At 68.1% G+C, this 15,706-nt stretch carries 19 protein-coding genes; 14 read left to right on the forward strand and 5 right to left on the reverse strand.

The window, feature by feature from the left end; all coding sequences use genetic code 11:
* The first annotated feature begins 11 nt into the window (after positions 1–11).
* The 12 genes from NQK81_RS33000 to NQK81_RS33055 all read left to right on the forward strand — a co-directional run bounded on the left by NQK81_RS33000 (position 12) and on the right by NQK81_RS33055 (position 9,956).
* Positions 12–467, forward strand: coding sequence for a Cg1360 family ATP-synthase-associated protein (locus tag NQK81_RS33000; RefSeq protein WP_257484585.1), 456 nt, complete (start codon positions 12–14; stop codon positions 465–467).
* A gap of 379 nt (positions 468–846) precedes the next feature.
* Entirely contained in the window at positions 847–1,644 is a 798-nt protein-coding gene (atpB, locus tag NQK81_RS33005) for a F0F1 ATP synthase subunit A (protein WP_257484586.1), read from the forward strand.
* 61 nt (positions 1,645–1,705) lie between these two features.
* The gene (locus NQK81_RS33010) at positions 1,706–1,963 is read left to right on the forward strand and encodes an ATP synthase subunit C-like protein (protein WP_016336856.1); all 258 of its coding nucleotides are present in this window, start codon (positions 1,706–1,708) and stop codon (positions 1,961–1,963) included.
* Positions 1,964–1,997: 34 nt separating this feature from the next.
* A complete protein-coding gene (locus NQK81_RS33015; protein ID WP_257484587.1) occupies positions 1,998–2,564 on the forward strand; it encodes a F0F1 ATP synthase subunit B in 567 nt (188 codons plus the stop codon).
* A gap of 6 nt (positions 2,565–2,570) precedes the next feature.
* On the forward strand, positions 2,571–3,392 hold the full coding sequence (locus NQK81_RS33020; protein ID WP_257484588.1) for a F0F1 ATP synthase subunit delta: 822 nt from the start codon (positions 2,571–2,573) through the stop codon (positions 3,390–3,392).
* A 53-nt stretch (positions 3,393–3,445) separates the two neighbouring features.
* Entirely contained in the window at positions 3,446–5,083 is a 1,638-nt protein-coding gene (atpA, locus tag NQK81_RS33025) for a F0F1 ATP synthase subunit alpha (RefSeq protein WP_257484589.1), read from the forward strand.
* A gap of 11 nt (positions 5,084–5,094) precedes the next feature.
* On the forward strand, positions 5,095–6,033 hold the full coding sequence (locus tag NQK81_RS33030; protein ID WP_257484590.1) for a F0F1 ATP synthase subunit gamma: 939 nt from the start codon (positions 5,095–5,097) through the stop codon (positions 6,031–6,033).
* Positions 6,033–7,457, forward strand: coding sequence for a F0F1 ATP synthase subunit beta (gene atpD / locus NQK81_RS33035; RefSeq protein WP_007028325.1), 1,425 nt, complete (start codon positions 6,033–6,035; stop codon positions 7,455–7,457). The genes NQK81_RS33030 and atpD overlap by 1 nt, the downstream gene beginning before the upstream one ends.
* Positions 7,458–7,571: 114 nt before the next feature.
* Positions 7,572–7,937 (forward strand): F0F1 ATP synthase subunit epsilon, encoded by a 366-nt coding sequence (locus NQK81_RS33040; RefSeq protein ID WP_044852809.1) that lies wholly within the window; start codon positions 7,572–7,574, stop codon positions 7,935–7,937.
* Between the two features lie 25 nt (positions 7,938–7,962).
* A complete protein-coding gene (locus NQK81_RS33045; protein ID WP_126732655.1) occupies positions 7,963–8,397 on the forward strand; it encodes a DUF2550 domain-containing protein in 435 nt (144 codons plus the stop codon).
* Positions 8,398–8,472: 75 nt separating this feature from the next.
* Positions 8,473–9,708 (forward strand): 3-phosphoshikimate 1-carboxyvinyltransferase, encoded by a 1,236-nt coding sequence (gene aroA / locus NQK81_RS33050; RefSeq protein WP_257484591.1) that lies wholly within the window; start codon positions 8,473–8,475, stop codon positions 9,706–9,708.
* Between the two features lie 89 nt (positions 9,709–9,797).
* Positions 9,798–9,956: a hypothetical protein gene (locus tag NQK81_RS33055; protein ID WP_257484592.1), complete on the forward strand. Its 159-nt coding sequence runs from the start codon at positions 9,798–9,800 to the stop codon at positions 9,954–9,956.
* 44 nt (positions 9,957–10,000) lie between these two features.
* On the opposite strand, the gene NQK81_RS33060 is transcribed toward NQK81_RS33055, so the two are convergent.
* A complete protein-coding gene (locus NQK81_RS33060; protein ID WP_257484593.1) occupies positions 10,001–10,573 on the reverse strand; it encodes a cob(I)yrinic acid a,c-diamide adenosyltransferase in 573 nt (190 codons plus the stop codon).
* Positions 10,574–10,634: 61 nt separating this feature from the next.
* On the opposite strand from NQK81_RS33060, the gene murA reads away from it, so the two are divergent.
* Positions 10,635–11,909 (forward strand): UDP-N-acetylglucosamine 1-carboxyvinyltransferase, encoded by a 1,275-nt coding sequence (gene murA, locus NQK81_RS33065; protein WP_034308927.1) that lies wholly within the window; start codon positions 10,635–10,637, stop codon positions 11,907–11,909.
* A 61-nt stretch (positions 11,910–11,970) separates the two neighbouring features.
* On the opposite strand, the gene NQK81_RS33070 is transcribed toward murA, so the two are convergent.
* The 4 genes from NQK81_RS33070 to NQK81_RS33085 form a co-directional block, all read right to left on the reverse strand.
* Positions 11,971–12,843 (reverse strand): trypsin-like serine protease, encoded by an 873-nt coding sequence (locus NQK81_RS33070; protein WP_257484594.1) that lies wholly within the window; start codon positions 12,841–12,843, stop codon positions 11,971–11,973.
* A 77-nt stretch (positions 12,844–12,920) separates the two neighbouring features.
* Positions 12,921–13,589, reverse strand: a complete 669-nt coding sequence (locus NQK81_RS33075; RefSeq protein WP_257484595.1) for a hypothetical protein — start codon at positions 13,587–13,589, stop codon at positions 12,921–12,923.
* A 61-nt stretch (positions 13,590–13,650) separates the two neighbouring features.
* Positions 13,651–14,271 (reverse strand): LysE family translocator, encoded by a 621-nt coding sequence (locus NQK81_RS33080; protein WP_257484596.1) that lies wholly within the window; start codon positions 14,269–14,271, stop codon positions 13,651–13,653.
* A complete protein-coding gene (locus NQK81_RS33085) occupies positions 14,268–14,894 on the reverse strand; it encodes a LysE family translocator (protein ID WP_257484597.1) in 627 nt (208 codons plus the stop codon). Before NQK81_RS33085 ends, NQK81_RS33080 begins: the two co-directional genes overlap by 4 nt.
* Before the next feature lie 236 nt (positions 14,895–15,130).
* Here NQK81_RS33085 and NQK81_RS33090 point away from each other — a divergent pair, with 236 nt between their 5' ends.
* Positions 15,131–15,697, forward strand: coding sequence for a hypothetical protein (locus tag NQK81_RS33090; RefSeq protein WP_126732663.1), 567 nt, complete (start codon positions 15,131–15,133; stop codon positions 15,695–15,697).
* The last annotated feature ends 9 nt before the right edge of the window (positions 15,698–15,706 follow it).

Genomic DNA, 15,706 nt, shown 5'->3' on the forward strand with positions numbered 1-15,706 from the left:
GGGAGTTTTCTGTGAGCGAGACCGAGAAGACCGTCGAGGCGGAGGAGAACCCCCACGCCAAGGTGGTCCTGCAGGCGGCCAACGCGATGACAAAGGCTTCCCTGAAGCTGGTGCCGCCCGCGGTGCTGGTCTGCATCGTGGTCTTCACCATCCTCAATGGACTCCCGGGCCTGCTCGGCTCGGTCATCGGTGGTGTGCTCGCCATCGTGTCCGCTCTCGCGACGCTGGGCCTGATGCGCTTCAGCGCGGGTATGGACCCGATGTTCGTGATGGTGATCGCTCTCGGTGGTTACGTGCTCAAGGTCGTCGTCCTGTTCGGCGCGCTGAGCCTCCTGCGAGGGGTGACCTCGATCCACCCGATGGCCTTGGGCGTCACCATGATCGTCGCGATCCTCGTGGCCGCCGCGGTGGAGTTCGCGGCCTTCCGCAAGACCAAGATCCCGACGATCATCCCCGCTTCCCGCTGATTCCGGGACCGAGGTCCTGACCTGGGGCGGGACCTAGGTCCTCGGCCGATCGGGGGCAATGTAGTACGCCTGTACGGCCTGTCGGAACCTGCTGATATGGTCCGCGTATGGGCGGCGGCCTCGGCTGCCGGCTCCTGATGACGAACCCCGAACAGCAGTGTGGCGGCGGCGTTGAATCGTCCCTCATTACCCGCTGGTAGGCGTCTGTCTCCCGGGAGCGCTGCATCGAGAATCCTCGTGTGCGGAACGTGAAACCGTGTTCAGCACATCGTGGGGTGGCCGCCTCCGACGGCCCGATACGTGTCGGGTACGTTAAGTCCAGATCGTGACGATTCCCCCGGCGGAGTGAACGCCGGCCGGGAGAACCGGAAGGAGCCCAGTGGGCGCGCTGGTACTAGCCGAGGGTGCGGAGTTCGCGCCGCCTGGTGTCAAAGACTTCAACCTGCCGCCGTTGTTCGGTTCCGGCTATTGGTTGAGCTTCACCAAGCCGATGCTGCTGGTGATCATCTCCCTGATCATCATCATCACCTACTTCATGGTGACGTCGCGCCGGCTGAAGGTCGTCCCCGGCAAGGGACAGTTCATCGCCGAGTCGATTTACAACTTCGGCCGCAACAACATCGCGCGTGAGCAGATCGGTTCGGCCGACTTCAAGCCGTTCATTCCGCTGATCCTGGGGTTGTTCAGCTTCATCCTGGTCAACAACCTCTTCGGGATCATCCCGTTCTTCCAGTTCCCGACGATGGCCCGGTTCGGCTTCCCCGTCGCTCTCGCGTTCCTCGTTGTTTACCCGGTGTACCACTACGTCGGCATCAAGCGCCACGGCTTCGGTCACTACATGAAGAAGGAACTGGCGCCGCCCGGCATCCCCGGATTCGTTCTGCCGCTGTACTCCACCATCGAGTTCGCGCAGAAGTTCTTCATCGCGCCGGCCACGCTGGCCATCCGGGTCTTCGCGGCGATGTTCGCCGGGCACCTCATCATCATGGTCTTCACGCTCGGCGGGAGCTTCCTGCTGACCGAAGGTGAAGGCATCGTGAAGGTCGCGTCGCCGGTGGCGTTCCTGTTCGCCATCGCGATGACGTTCCTGGAGGCATTCATCCAGGTCCTGCAGGCATACATTTTCGCACTGCTGTCCGCAGGGTACATCGGCGCCGCGCTGGCGTCGGAGCACTGAGAAACACCAAAAGCCCCCGATCCGCGTGAGTCGCGCGGACCGAGTTTGAAGGGAAACGCACGTGAGCAACATCGTTCTTGCGCAGGCTGCCGAGGCCGCTTCCAACATCAACCCGGGTCTCGCCGCCATCGGCTACGGCCTCGGCGCGATCGGCCCCGGTATCGGTGTGGGTCTGATCTTCGCCGCGGTCATCAACGGCACCGCCCGTCAGCCGGAGGCGCAGGGCAAGCTGCAGAGCATCGCCTTCTCGACCTTCGTTCTGACCGAGGTGCTGGCGCTGATCGGTATCGTTATTTACTTCCTCGCCTCCGTCGGCTGAGTTTTTCCAGGCTCATCTCGCTTAAGGAGACGTTGTGCTGAAGACCGAATTGGTGTTGGCCGCCGGAGACGCGCCCAACCCGATCGTGCCGCACGTTCCCGAGCTCATCCTCGGGTTCATCGCCTTCCTTCTGCTGCTGTTCGTTCTGAAGAAGTACGTCGTTCCGCGTTTCGAGGCGACCTACGAAGAGCGGACCAAGCTGATCGAGGGTGGCATCGAGCGGGCCGAGAAGGCTCAGGCCGAAGCCGAAGAAAACCTTGCGCAGTACAAGGCGCAGCTGGCGGAAGCCCGTTCCGAGGCCGCGAAGATCCGCGACGACGCCCGGCTCGAAGCCGAGCAGATCAAGGCGGAACTGCGGGCCGAGGCGGAGTCCGAGTCCCAGCGCATCGTCGCCCAGGGCCAGGCTCAGCTGCAGGCCCAGAAGGCGCAGATCATCGCCGAACTGCGCGCCGAACTCGGCCGTAACTCCGTCGAGCTGGCCAGCCGCATCGTCGGCGAGTCGCTCGCGGACGACGCGCGCCGTCACGGCACCGTGGACCGGTTCCTGGCCGAATTGGAGACCGCCGGTACCAACGGTGCCGGTCTCGGAGCGGGGAAGTAGACCAGAATGACGCTGCATGCTGCGAGCCGTGAAGCGCTCGACCTCGCCGAGAATCGTCTCGGCGAGGTTCTGGCCGAAGCGGGTACCGACCCGGCGACGGTCGGCGACGAGCTGCTTTCGGTCGTCGCCCTGCTGGACCGGGAGATCGGCCTGCGCCGGGCCGTCGCCGACGGTTCGGCCACGCCCGAAGCCCGGATCGGCCTCGCCCGCGGGATCCTCGCGGGCAAGGTTTCCGAGCCGGCCCTGCAGGTGCTCGACTCCGTGGCCGGCAGCCGCTGGTCGAGCCCGCGCGAACTGACCGACGGGCTCGAGGCCCTCGGCCGCTCGGCGCTGCTCACCAGTGCGGAGAAGTCCGGGAACATCGACGCTGTCGAAGACCAGCTGTTCCGGGTCACTCGTATCGTTGCGGGTGCGCCGGAGCTCGAACAGGCCTTGTCCGACCTGACCGCTCCCGCCGAGGCGAAGCGGAACCTCGTCCGCACCCTGTTCGCCGACAAGGTGGACGTGGTCACCAAGACCCTCGTCGAGCAGGTCGTCCTGCGCGCCAAGGGCCGCGGGGTCGCCAATGCCCTCGAGCGGCTGGTCCAGCTGGCCGCGGAACGCCGTCAGCGCTCGGTCGCCCAGGTGACCAGCGCCAGCGCGCTGTCCGAAGAGCAGCACGCTCGGCTGAGCGAGAAGCTCAACGCCCTGTACGGGCGGCAGCTCGCGCTGCACGTCGAGGTCGACCCGTCACTCGGCGGCGGACTGGTGGTCCGCGTCGGCGACGAGGTCATCGACGGCAGCACCGCGGGGCGCATCGACGCCCTGCGTCGCCGGCTGGCCGGCTGACCCACAACAACGACTTTGCACACTGGCACGAACGAAGCGAGAGCGGGATTGAAATGGCGGAGCTGACGATCTCCTCGGATGAGATCCGTAGCGCGATCGAGAACTACGTCTCGAGTTACGCCCCGGACGTGAGCCGGGAAGAAGTTGGCGTCGTCATCGACGCCGGTGACGGTATCGCCCACGTCGAGGGCCTTCCCTCGGCGATGGCCAACGAACTGCTCGAGTTCCCCGGCGGGGTCCTCGGCGTGGCGCTGAACCTGGACGCGCGCTCCATCGGTGCCGCGATCCTCGGTGACTTCGAGACCGTCGTCGAAGGCCAGGAAGTCAAGCGGACCGGGCAGGTCCTTTCGGTTCCGGTCGGCGAGGGCTACCTCGGCCGCGTCGTGAACCCGCTGGGCGCCCCGATCGACGGCCTCGGCGAGATCGAGACCACCGACCGCCGCCCGCTGGAGGTCAAGGCCGCTTCGGTGGTCGAGCGCCAGCCGGTGTCGGAGCCGCTGCAGACCGGTATCACCGCGATCGACGCGATGACCCCGATCGGCCGTGGCCAGCGTCAGCTGATCATCGGTGACCGCAAGACCGGTAAGACGGCCGTCGCGGTGGACACGATCATCAACCAGAAGGCCAACTGGGAGTCCGGCGACCCGAAGAAGCAGGTTCGCTGCATCTACGTCGCGGTCGGCCAGAAGGGCTCCACGATCGCCGCGGTGAAGAAGTCCCTCGAGGACGCCGGCGCGATGGAGTACACCACCATCGTCGCGGCCCCCGCGTCGGACTCCGCCGGCTTCAAGTGGATCGCGCCGTACACCGGTTCGGCCATCGGCCAGCACTGGATGTACGAGGGCAAGCACGTCCTCATCGTGTTCGACGACCTGACCAAGCAGGCCGACGCCTACCGCGCGATCTCCCTGCTGCTGCGTCGCCCGCCGGGCCGTGAAGCCTTCCCCGGCGACGTCTTCTACTTGCACTCCCGTCTCCTCGAGCGTTGCGCGAAGCTCTCGGACGAGCTGGGCGCGGGCTCGCTGACCGGTCTCCCGATCATCGAGACCAAGGCGAACGACGTGTCGGCGTACATCCCGACCAACGTCATCTCGATCACCGACGGCCAGTGCTTCTTCCAGTCGGACCTGTTCAACGCCGGTCAGCGCCCGGCCATCGACGTGGGTATCTCGGTCTCCCGCGTGGGTGGTGCCGCGCAGGTCAAGGCGATGAAGTCGGTTTCGGGTTCGCTCCGTATCGACCTGTCGCAGTACCGCGAGCTGGAGGCCTTCGCGGCCTTCGCCTCGGACCTCGACGACGCGTCGAAGGCGCAGCTCGAGCGCGGTGCCCGCCTGTACGAGGTGCTCAAGCAGCCCCAGTACTCCCCGATCCCGGTCGAGGAGCAGGTCGTCACCGTGTACCTGGGCACCAACGGGCACTACGACTCGGTCCCGACCGAGGACGTGCGCCGCTTCAACCACGAGTTCATCGAGTCCGCGCGCCGCAAGCACGGCGAGCTCCTCAAGGACATCCGCGAGTCGGGCAAGTTCTCCGACGAGACCGCTGCCGGGCTGGTCGACGCGGTGAACGAGTTCAAGAAGGAGTTCACCACCGCCGAGGGCAAGAGCCTCGTCGAGGTCTCCGACGCGATGGACGCCGAGAAGGTCGGGCAGGAGACCGTCAAGGTCAACAAGCCCGCCCCGAAGAAGTGAGCTGATAGCTCATGGCCGCACAACTCCGAGAACTCCGGTCGCGTATCAAGGCGACCAAGTCCATCGGCAAGATCACCAAGGCGATGGAGCTCATCGCCACCGCGCGCATCACCAAGGCGCGGGCGAAGGTCGCGGCGTCCCGGCCCTACTCGGACGAGATCACGAACGTGCTCTCGGCCCTGGCCGGTGCCTCGGCCAACCTCGACCACCCGCTTCTGGTCGAGCGCCCCAACCCGAAGCGCGCGGCGGTCCTCGTGATCACCAGCGACAAGGGCCAGTGCGGTGGGTACAACTCCAACGTGCTGAAGGCGACCGAGGAGCTCCTCACGCTGCTGCGTGAACAGGGCAAGGAGCCGGTGCTGTACGTGACCGGCAACAAGGGCCTGAGCTACTACCGGTTCCGCGGCCGCGAGGTGACCGAAAGCTGGACGGGCTTCTCCGACCAGCCCGGTTACGTCAACGCCGCCGAGGCCGGTGAGCTCATCGTCGAGTCGTTCCTGAACGGCGCCGACGACGAGGCGGGCAACGCCGACGGCATCCTGGGTGTCGACGAGATCCACGTCGTCTACACCGAGTTCGTCTCGATGCTCACCCAGCGTCCGACCGCCAAGCGCGTCGCGCCGCTCGAGGTCGAGTACGTCGAGGGCGAAGAAGAGAAGCCCGAAAGCCTGCTCCCGAGCTACGAGTTCGAGCCCAGCGCCGAGAAGCTGCTCGCCGCGCTGCTGCCGAAGTACATCAACACGCGGATCTTCGCGGCGATGCTCGAGTCGGCCGCGTCCGAACTCGCGGCCCGCCGCACCGCGATGAAGGCGGCGTCGGACAACGCGAACGAACTGGTGAACACGCTGACGCGGGAGGCGAACCAGGCCCGCCAGGCGCAGATCACCCAGGAGATCTCCGAAATCGTCGGTGGGGCGAACGCTCTCACCGCAGCAGGAAGTGATGACTGATGACCAGTACTGAAGCCCGTGCCAAGGGGCGCATCGTCTCGGTGACCGGCCCGGTCGTCGACGTCGAATTCCCGCGCGGTTCCGTCCCCGACCAGTTCAACGCGCTCAAGGTCGAAATCGAGTTCGAGCAGCTGCGCAAGACGGTGACGCTCGAGGTCGCCAGCCACCTCGGTGACAACCTCGTCCGCACCATTTCGCTCCAGCCGCAGGACGGCCTCGTCCGTGGCGCCGAGGTCACCGACACCGGCGGCCCCATCACGGTGCCGGTCGGCGACAAGGTCAAGGGCCACGTCTACAACGCGCTCGGCGAGTGCCTCGACGAGCCCGGCTACGGCGACGACCTCGAGCGCTGGGGCATCCACCGCAACCCGCCGTCCTTCGACCAGCTCGAGGGCAAGACGGAGATGCTGGAGACCGGCCTCAAGGTCGTCGACCTGCTGACCCCGTACGTGCAGGGTGGCAAGATCGGCCTGTTCGGCGGTGCCGGCGTCGGCAAGACGGTGCTCATCAAGGAGATGATCACCCGTGTCGCCCGGAACTTCGGTGGTACCTCGGTGTTCGCCGGTGTCGGTGAGCGCACCCGTGAGGGCAACGACCTCTTCCTGGAGATGTCCGAGGACGGCGTCATCAACGACACCGCCCTCGTCTTCGGTCAGATGGACGAGCCGCCGGGCACCCGTATGCGGGTCGCGCTGTCCGCGCTGACCATGGCGGAGTACTTCCGCGATGTGCAGAACCAGGACGTGCTGCTCTTCATCGACAACATCTTCCGGTTCACCCAGGCCGGTTCCGAGGTGTCGACCCTGCTGGGCCGCATGCCTTCGGCCGTGGGTTACCAGCCGACGCTGGCCGACGAGATGGGTCAGCTCCAGGAGCGGATCACCTCGACCCGTGGTCGTTCGATCACCTCGATGCAGGCGATCTACGTCCCCGCGGACGACTACACCGACCCTGCCCCGGCGACGACGTTCGCCCACCTGGACGCCACCACCGAGCTTTCGCGGTCGGTGTTCCAGAAGGGCATCTTCCCGGCGGTGGACCCGCTGGCGTCGACGTCGACCATTCTCGACCCGGCCATCGTCGGTGAGGACCACTACCGCGTGGCCTCCGAGGTCATCCGGATCCTGCAGAAGTACAAGGAGCTGCAGGACATCATCGCGATCCTTGGTATGGACGAGCTGTCGGAAGAGGACAAGCTGACCGTTCAGCGCGCGCGCCGCATCGAGCGGTTCCTGTCGCAGAACATGCTGGTCGCCGAGGCGTTCACGCAGATCCCGGGCTCGACCGTGCCGCTGTCGGAGACCATCGAGTCCTTCGACCGCATCACCAAGGGCGACTTCGACCACTACCCGGAGCAGGCGTTCCTGGGTATCGGTGGCCTCGAAGACCTCGAGAAGAAGTACAAGGAAATCACCAAGAAGTGATGTTCCGATGAGCGGCGGGATCAGTGTCTACTGTGGACGCTGGTCCCGTCGTTCGCATACCGGGAACTTCGACTATTACACTCGGTGCCAGCACCTGAGGTGAAGGGAAGCTACGTGGCTGAGATTTCTGTCGAGCTGGTAGCCGTCGAGCGCCGTCTCTGGTCGGGTACCGCCACGTTCGTGGTGGCGCAGACCACCGAGGGCGAGATCGGCATCATGGCCGGTCACGAGCCGGTTCTCGGCCAGCTCGTCGAGGGTGGCGTCGTGAAGGTGACGACCACGGACGGCGAGACCGTGACCGCCGCGGTGCACGGCGGGTTCCTGTCGGTCACCGCGACCGGCGTGAGCATCCTCGCCGAGAGCGCGGAGCTTTCGGACGAGATCGACGTCGACGCGGCCAAGAAGGCGCTGAGCGGCGAAGACGAGCAAGAGCGGGCTCGGGCGACCGCCCAGCTTCGCGCGGCCGGTCAGTCGGTCTGACCGGGCGACGGGCAGGGGCCGGGCCGTGGAAATCGCCGTGGGTGTTCTCGGGGCCCTGACCGTCCTGGCCGTCGTCGTGGCCTGGTATTCGTTGCGGTGGGTCCGGATGCGCCGCGGTGGTGGCGTGAGTGTCGCCCTGCGGTGGCGTCCGGACGAGGCGCGGTCCAGCTGGCATCTGGGGCTGGGCCGCTACGAGGGCGACGAGTTCGTCTGGTTCCGGGTGTGGAGCCTGCGGACCGGCCCGGACCGGGTCTTCCAGCGGGCGAGTATGGAGATCGCGGACCGGCGCGATCCCTCCGGCACGGAGGCGTACGCCGTCCCCGAAGGCTCGATCGTCCTGCGGTGTGAGTCCGCCACGCAGGAGGCGATCGAGATCGCGATGGGCCCCGGTGCCCTCACCGGCTTCCTCTCCTGGCTCGAATCGGCCCCGCCCGGGCGCCGCCTCCCGCGCGCTTCCTGAGTTACGCCTTCGATCACGCGAGTTACGCCTCTGATCACGCGAGTTCCGCGTTCGAGCACGCCGTATGCTCACGCCGTGACCACCGTCGACATCCCCGGTTCGAAGTCGATCACCGCCCGAGGCCTGTTCCTCGCGGCCGCCGCCCACGGGACGACCGTACTGGGCAGGCCGCTGCGTTCGGACGACTCCGAGGGCTTCGCCGAAGGCCTCCTCAAGCTCGGCTATCAGGTCTCCCGCGCTTCCGGCGAGTGGACGATCGAGGGCAGGCCCGAGGGCCCCGCCGTCGACAGCGCCGACGTCTTCTGCCGCGACGGCGCCACCACCGCCCGCTTCCTGCCCGCACTGGCCGCCGCCGGGCATGGCACCTTCCGTTTCGACGCCTCCGAGCAGATGCGTGCCCGCCCGCTGGGGCCGCTCACCGACGCGCTGCTGGAACTGGGCGTCGACCTCACCTTCGAAGGCGAGCCGGGGCACCATCCGCTGGTGGTGCGGGCCGACGGGATCAAGGGCGGGGAGCTGACACTGGACGCGGGGCTGTCCTCGCAGTTCCTGACCGCGTTGCTGCTGGTCGGCCCGCTGACGGCCGAGGGGCTGCGGATCACCGTGACCGACCTCGTCTCGGTGCCCTACGTCGAGATCACCATCGCGATGATGCGGCGCTTCGGCGTCGAGGTCGTCCGGGAGGGTGACACGTTCGTCGTGCCGCCGGCGCCGTACCGGGCTTGCCGCTACGAGATCGAGCCCGACGCGTCGACGTCCAGCTACTTCTTCGCGGCCGCCGCGCTGACCGGCAACTCGGTGACCGTGCCGGGCCTGGGCGAGGGCGCGTTGCAGGGCGACCTCGCCTTCGTCGAGGTCCTGCGGCAGATGGGCGCGGACGTCGAGGTCGGCCCGGACGCGGTGACGGTGACCGGGACGGGCGGGCTGCGCGGTGTCACGGTGAACATGCGCGACATCTCCGACACCGTGCCGACGCTCGCGGCCATCGCGCCGTTCGCGGACGGGCCGGTGCGGATCGAGGACGTCTACAACACGCGGATCAAGGAATGCGACCGGCTCGCGGCGTGCGAGGAGAACCTGCGCGCGATGGGCGTCCCGGTCGAGACCGGGCGGGACTGGATCGAAATCCGGCCGGGTGTGCCGACGGGGGCATTGGTGAAGTGCCGGCGGGACCACCGGATCGCGATGGCGTTCAGTGTCACGGGGCTGCGGACGCCCGGGATCACGCTGGACGACCCGGGTTGCGTGAAGAAGACGTTCCCCGGCTTCCACGACGCGCTCGCTTCGCTCCGGGCTTCCTGGGGCGTTTAGTCCTCTGAATGCGCCGGCGGAAACATGGGATCATCACGAAGCGGCATTTCTACCGGCTTTCCGACGTGATGCACGTCTATTCTCGGTCTATGACTCAGAGCGAGGACACGAACCGCTGGAGCCACCTTCCCGAAGCCGTGTCCCTGGAGGACACGATCACGATGAAGGCGATCGACCCGGGCAAGGACGGCACGCCCGAAGTCGACCTCGAGCGCTATTGGGCAGCACAGGAGCAGGGCCGATTGTGAGCTGAAGGACGTTTTCCCCGCATCCGATGCGGGGGAAGCGTCCTTCAGTCCGCCCCGCCGGGCTGCCACAGGATGTCGCCGTCCGGATTCGCCAGCCGCGACAGGATGAACAGCAGATCCGAAAGCCGGTTCAGATATTTGATCGCCAGCTGGTTCGTCGTGGCCTGTTCGGCCTCGAACAGCGCCCAGCCGGACCGCTCCGCCCGCCGCGCGACCGTGCGGGCCTGGTGCAGGAAAGCCGCCCCCGGAGTGCCACCGGGGAGGATGAACGACGTCAGCTTCGGCACGCGCTCGTTGAACTCGTCGCACCAGCCTTCCAGCCGTTCGATGTACCGCTCGGTGATCCGCAGCGGTTCGTACGGCGGGTTCTCCACGATCGGCGCGCACAGATCCGCGCCGACGTCGAAGAGATCGTTCTGCACCGCGCGCAGGACCCGCGTGATCTCTTCGGACAGACCACCCATCGCGAGCGCGAGCCCGATGACGGAGTTGGCTTCGTCGACGTCGGCGTACGCGCCCAGCCGCGGCGAGGTCTTCGGCACGCGGGAGCCGTCGCCGAGCGCCGTGGTGCCGTTGTCGCCGACCTTCGTGTACACGCGGTTGATGCGAACGACCATGAAGCCGACTCTACCGGCCCGGCGTAAGGCAAATCCGGGCGAGAGGGCATGATTGGCGCCCATGAGCGAGCACTTCGACGTGCACGGCGGAGCACGGCTGGTCGGCGAGGTCGACGTGGTCGGGGCCAAGAACAGCGTCCTGAAACTGATGGCCGCGGCCCTGCTGGCCGAGGGCACGACGACCATCACGAACTGCCCCCAGATCCTCGACGTCCCCCTGATGGGCGACGTCCTGCGCAGTGTCGGCTGCGACGTCGTCATCGACGGCGACACCGCCAAGATCACCACGCCGGCCGAGCTGTCGCACCGGGCCGATTCGGCCGCGATGGGCAAGCTGCGCGCGTCGGTGTGCGTGCTGGGCCCGCTGGTCGGACGGCTCAAGCAGGCCGTCGTGGCGCTGCCGGGCGGTGACGCCATCGGGTCCCGTCCGCTGGACATGCACCAGAACGGCCTGCGGAAGCTGGGCGCCACCAGCACCATCGAGCACGGCTGCGTCGTGGCGAAGGCCGACGGGCTGCGCGGCGCGCAGATCTGGCTGGACTTCCCGAGCGTCGGCGCCACCGAGAACATCCTGATGGCCGCCGTGCTCGCCGAGGGCACCACGGTCATCGACAACGCCGCGCGCGAGCCCGAGATCGTCGACATCTGCACGATGCTGACCGAGATGGGCGCGAAGGTCGAAGGCGCGGGCACCTCGACCCTCACCGTCGAGGGCGTCGAGAAGCTCCACCCCACCGAGCACCGCGTGATCGGCGACCGGATCGTCGGCGCGACCTGGGCGTTCGCCGCCGCGATGACCAGGGGCGACCTGACCGTCCGCGGCGTCAACCCGCATTACCTCGACCTGGTCCTCGACAAGCTCCGCCTGGCGGGCGCCGAGGTCGAGACGTTCGACGGCGAGGGTTTCCGCATCGTCCAGAACGAGCGCCCGAAGGCCGTCGACTGGGTGACGCTGCCGTACCCCGGTTTCGCGACCGACCTGCAGCCGTTCGCGGTGGCACTGTCGGCGGTCTCCGAAGGCACGTCGATGATCACGGAGAACATCTACGAGGCCCGGTTCCGCTTCATCGAGGAGATGATGCGGCTTTCCGGCGACGCGCGCACCGACGGCCACCACGCCGTCGTGCGGGGCGTGGAGAGGCTTTCGAGCGCTCCGGTGTGGGCCGCGGACATCCGCGCCGGTGCCGGGCTGGTCCTGGCCGGGCTCTGCGCGGACGGCGTCACCGAGGTCTGGGACGTCTTCCACATCGACCGCGGTTACCCGCATTTCGTCGAGAACCTGAACCGGCTCGGTGCCAGGATCGAACGCGTGGCGGGCGAGCCGGACCGAGCTTGATCGAACGCGCGTGAAGGCCCCTTCCCTCGGCTCAGCCGAGGGAAGGGGCCTTCACGCGCGATCAGGGCAGGGCTACGAACGGCGCGAGGAAGTCACGCGACGACGGCGAGTCCAGCCGGTAGGTGACGTTGGTGGCGTAGCAGGGCCCGTCGCCGGTGATGGTCGTCGACACCAGGACGCGCTTGCCGCCGATGGTGGCGAAGTTCGGCCCGCCGGAGTCGCCGTAACAGGCACCGCCATTGCCCTGGGGTGCCGTCATCCCGAGCCGTACCCAGGTGTTGTTCAGCGCGTTGAAGGTGACCGGCGCCTTCATCCGGACTCCGCCGCCCGGATGGGTGTGCCCGCCCGGCCCGTTCACGGCTTCCTGCGTGCCGTAGCCGGCGACCACGAACGGCGTCGAGTTCAGCCCCTGCGGCCCGAGCGCGTCGAGCTGGCCGGCGCTCGGCAACGTGGCCGGGGTGAAGCTCCAGCGCGCGGCGATCTGCTTCGCGGGCACCTGGACGACGGCGATGTCGTGCGAGTCGGCAGAGTTACCGGGGTAGCCGGGCTCGTTGTGCGCGACCCCTTCGACGGCGACGGCCTTGGCGACCGCCACCGGGTCGCCGGGGTATTTCTTCGCCGCGGCGTCGAGACCCGCTTGCACGTCCTGGTCGAGCGAGACGAAGAACCGCACGTTCGCGGGCCAATCGCTGGTGCAGTGCGCGGCGGTGAGGAAGGTGTCGGCGTCGACCATCGTGCCGGAGCACACCCAGTCGACCCGATCGGGCGTGGCGGGGTCTCCGTCGTTGTCCCAGGTCGCGACGAGGGCGCCGACCTCGGTGCGCTCCGGTGCCGGGGTGGCGTTGTAGGAGTTGATCGCGGGCGCGGCGGTGGCGCCGCCCAGCAGCAGGGCGGCGGCCAGCGCCGCGACGGTGGCGGCGGGGGTGAACCTCACGAACGGCCTCCTCGTCTCGTGCTTCTGGAGACGGGATTCAACGTGGTGGGCGCCCGAAAGTCATCCGCCGAAAGTAGTCACGCGTCCCTGCGCCGCCGGGTCCCGGCGTACAGCATGGCGCCCGCGGCCAGCGAACCCAGGCCGGTCAGTAGCACGGGTTCGAGCTCGAAACCGGTCTTGGCCAGCGAAGGCGGGCTCGCGGCGGCGCTGACCGCGCTGTCGGCGCGAGGCGCGACGGCCGCGGCCTGGACCGCTGCCGGCACGACCACGGGACGGGCGACCTCGCCGTGCGATCCCCCGGGTGGGGGAGTCTCGGCCGGTGGGTTCGTGGCGGGCGGTGTCCGGTCCGGCACGCAGGCGGTGTGCGCGGGATTGCCGCGACCGACGCCGTGGTTGCGGTCGCATTCGTAACCCGCGTTGGCGTCCGAGCCGCCGGGCAGCTGTCCGGGCGGGTTCTTGTTGTCGGCCTTGCCGACGCAACCGGCGCAGGGTTTACCGGCGGCCTCACCACCGCCGTTGCCGTTGGCCGACGGCGAACCGTCGCGGGTGGAGTCGTAGGGCCCGTGCTTGTTGGCACCGTGCCCGGAGAAGTCCGCTTTGGAGGGCGGCTGCGGTTTGGTGGTGTCCTTGGCGTGGCCGGGAGGAGCGCCGCCGTTGCCGCGCTCTCCGGCGTCGGCCGGGCCCGCGCCGAGGAGAAGGAGGGAGAAGGCGGCTCCGGCGATAACGCCGTAGGTCTTCTTGTTCATCGAAGCCTCCCTGGGTCGCGCCCTTGCGACATCTGGAGTATCGCGTGAACGACCGAAGGGGTTACTCGAGTACGAGAGCGGCGCCGAAACCGACCAGCGCGGTGCCGGTGACGCCGTCGAGCGCGCGGCGCACCTTGCGGCGTTCCAGCCAGGCCCGCACGCGGTGCACGAAGAACAGCAGCAGGAGCTGGGCGACGGTGCCCGCCGCCGCGATCGTGTAGGCCAGCAGCAGGGCGTCGCCGGTGCCGGTGACGCCCGGGGTCAGGAACTGCGGCAGCACCGACAGGTACAGCACGAGGACCTTCGGATTGGTGAAGTTGGAGAGGAAACCCTCCCGCCAGCGGCGAAATCCGCTCCGCGTGGCGGCGGTTTCGGCGAGACGGCCGTAGTCGCCGCGGAAGGCACCGATCAGGGCCCGCACGCCGAGGTAGCAGAGGTAGGCCGCGCCCGCCCATTTCACGGCCTCGAACACCGGCCGCGAGTTCATGATGACCGCTCCGAGGCCGAGCGCCGCCGCGGTCGCCTGCGCGAGGTTCGCGACGCCGATGCCGAAACAGGCCCAGCCACCACCGCGGACACCGCCGGACAGCGCGTTCTTCAGCACTACCATGTTGTCCGGCCCCGGGACGAGCGCCAGCGCCAGCATCATCAGCGCGAAACCGCCGTATACGCCCCAGGTCATGATTCGAGCACCAACGCCGTGCCGAAACCGACCAGCGCCGTCCCGGTGACGCCGTCGAGCGCACGCCGGACCTTGCGGCGTTCCAGCCAGGCCCGCACGCGGTGCACGAAGAACAGCAGCGTCAGCAGCCAGACCGCGCCCAGCACCGCGACGGTGTACGCGAGCAGCAGCGCGTGCCATGCCGACGTCGTCGCCGGATCGAGGAACTGCGGCAGCACCGACAGGTAGAGCACGAGCACCTTCGGGTTGGTGATGTTGGAAAGGAAGCCCTCACGAAAACGGCGGAAGCCGCTCGACCGTTGCTGCTTCGCCGCCGTGACACCGGAGTAGTCGCCTCGCCACGCACCGCGCAGCGCCTGGAAACCGAGGAAGACCAGATACGCGGCACCGACCCATTTGAGCGTCACGAACACCGGCTGCGACTGCGCGATGACGACGCCGAGGCCGAGCGCGGCGGCGGTGCCCTGGACGGCGTTGGCCACGAAGATCCCGGCCGTGGTGAGGAAGCCGCCGCGGGTGCCGCCCGACAGCGAGTTCTTGAGCATCACCATCGTGTCCGGCCCGGGCGCGAGGACGATCAGGACGACGATGACCAGATAGCTGCTGTACGAACTCCACGTCACGGTCACCCACGCTAGACGCCGGGCGCGGGGTGAGTCTCGCGGATTTCGGTCACAGTCCCGAGCACGGCCGCGGTGGGCGCTGGGCCGGGTGGGTCGTGAGTGGCGATTCGGGTTCTAACCCGAATCGCCACTCACGACCCACCTGCACCGACCACTCGATAGGTCCGTTCGGCCCGGAATTTCACCGACGAACGGACACTCCTCGCCCATCCCCCGGACGGGTAGTGTGCCGTGGCATGCATGAGGGGCAGATCGACCTCCTTCCAGGCGAACGGGTCATCTGGGCCGGGCAGCCGGTGCGCAGGCCCCTCTTCAATCCCGGCGACCGGTTCAACGTCCCCGTCGGCCTGCTCTGGCTGGGCGGTGTCACGCTGTTCTTCGCCGCCAACCACGACACGGCGTTCCACCTGGCCGCGTGGGTCGTGCTCACCGCCGCGGGCGTCTTCCACCTCGCCGGCAGGCCGCTGATCCGCTACCTCAGGCTCGCCTCGACGACCTACGCCGTGACGGACGGCCGGGTCATCGCGACCAGTTCGCTCGTCCGGCGCAAGGAGGAGTCCGCGGCGCTGGCCGCGCTGGCCGACCCCGTCGTCACCCCCGGGCCGGGCAAGACCGGGACGATCACCTTCGGCAGGCTCGGTGTGCTGGCGTGGGCGTCGGCGAACTTCGGCGCGGGTACCGGGAAGGACCGCGAGCCGCCGATCATCCTGGTGGGGGTCAGCGATGTGGCCAAAGTGCGCGAGAAGCTCGCGAAAGCCGTCGACGAGGCACGACAGCGTCAGGGATCGATGGCCGGAGAATGACCCGACTGT

The sequence above is a fragment of the Amycolatopsis roodepoortensis genome (genome assembly GCF_024628825.1).
Taxonomy (GTDB): Bacteria; Actinomycetota; Actinomycetes; order Mycobacteriales; family Pseudonocardiaceae; genus Amycolatopsis; species Amycolatopsis roodepoortensis.

Bases quoted from the DNA above. Each gene is read 5' to 3' on its own strand.
- atpD (WP_007028325.1), top strand. From the start codon at position 6,033: ATGACCAGTACTGAAGCCCGTGCCAAGGGGCGCATCGTCTCGGTGACC.
- NQK81_RS33030 (WP_257484590.1), top strand. From the start codon at position 5,095: ATGGCCGCACAACTCCGAGAACTCCGGTCGCGTATCAAGGCGACCAAG.
- NQK81_RS33055 (WP_257484592.1), top strand. From the start codon at position 9,798: ATGACTCAGAGCGAGGACACGAACCGCTGGAGCCACCTTCCCGAAGCC.
- NQK81_RS33075 (WP_257484595.1), bottom strand. From the start codon at position 13,589: ATGAACAAGAAGACCTACGGCGTTATCGCCGGAGCCGCCTTCTCCCTC.
- murA (WP_034308927.1), top strand. From the start codon at position 10,635: ATGAGCGAGCACTTCGACGTGCACGGCGGAGCACGGCTGGTCGGCGAG.
- NQK81_RS33060 (WP_257484593.1), bottom strand. From the start codon at position 10,573: ATGGTCGTTCGCATCAACCGCGTGTACACGAAGGTCGGCGACAACGGC.
- NQK81_RS33080 (WP_257484596.1), bottom strand. From the start codon at position 14,271: ATGACCTGGGGCGTATACGGCGGTTTCGCGCTGATGATGCTGGCGCTG.
- atpA (WP_257484589.1), top strand. From the start codon at position 3,446: ATGGCGGAGCTGACGATCTCCTCGGATGAGATCCGTAGCGCGATCGAG.
- NQK81_RS33020 (WP_257484588.1), top strand. From the start codon at position 2,571: ATGACGCTGCATGCTGCGAGCCGTGAAGCGCTCGACCTCGCCGAGAAT.
- NQK81_RS33090 (WP_126732663.1), top strand. From the start codon at position 15,131: ATGCATGAGGGGCAGATCGACCTCCTTCCAGGCGAACGGGTCATCTGG.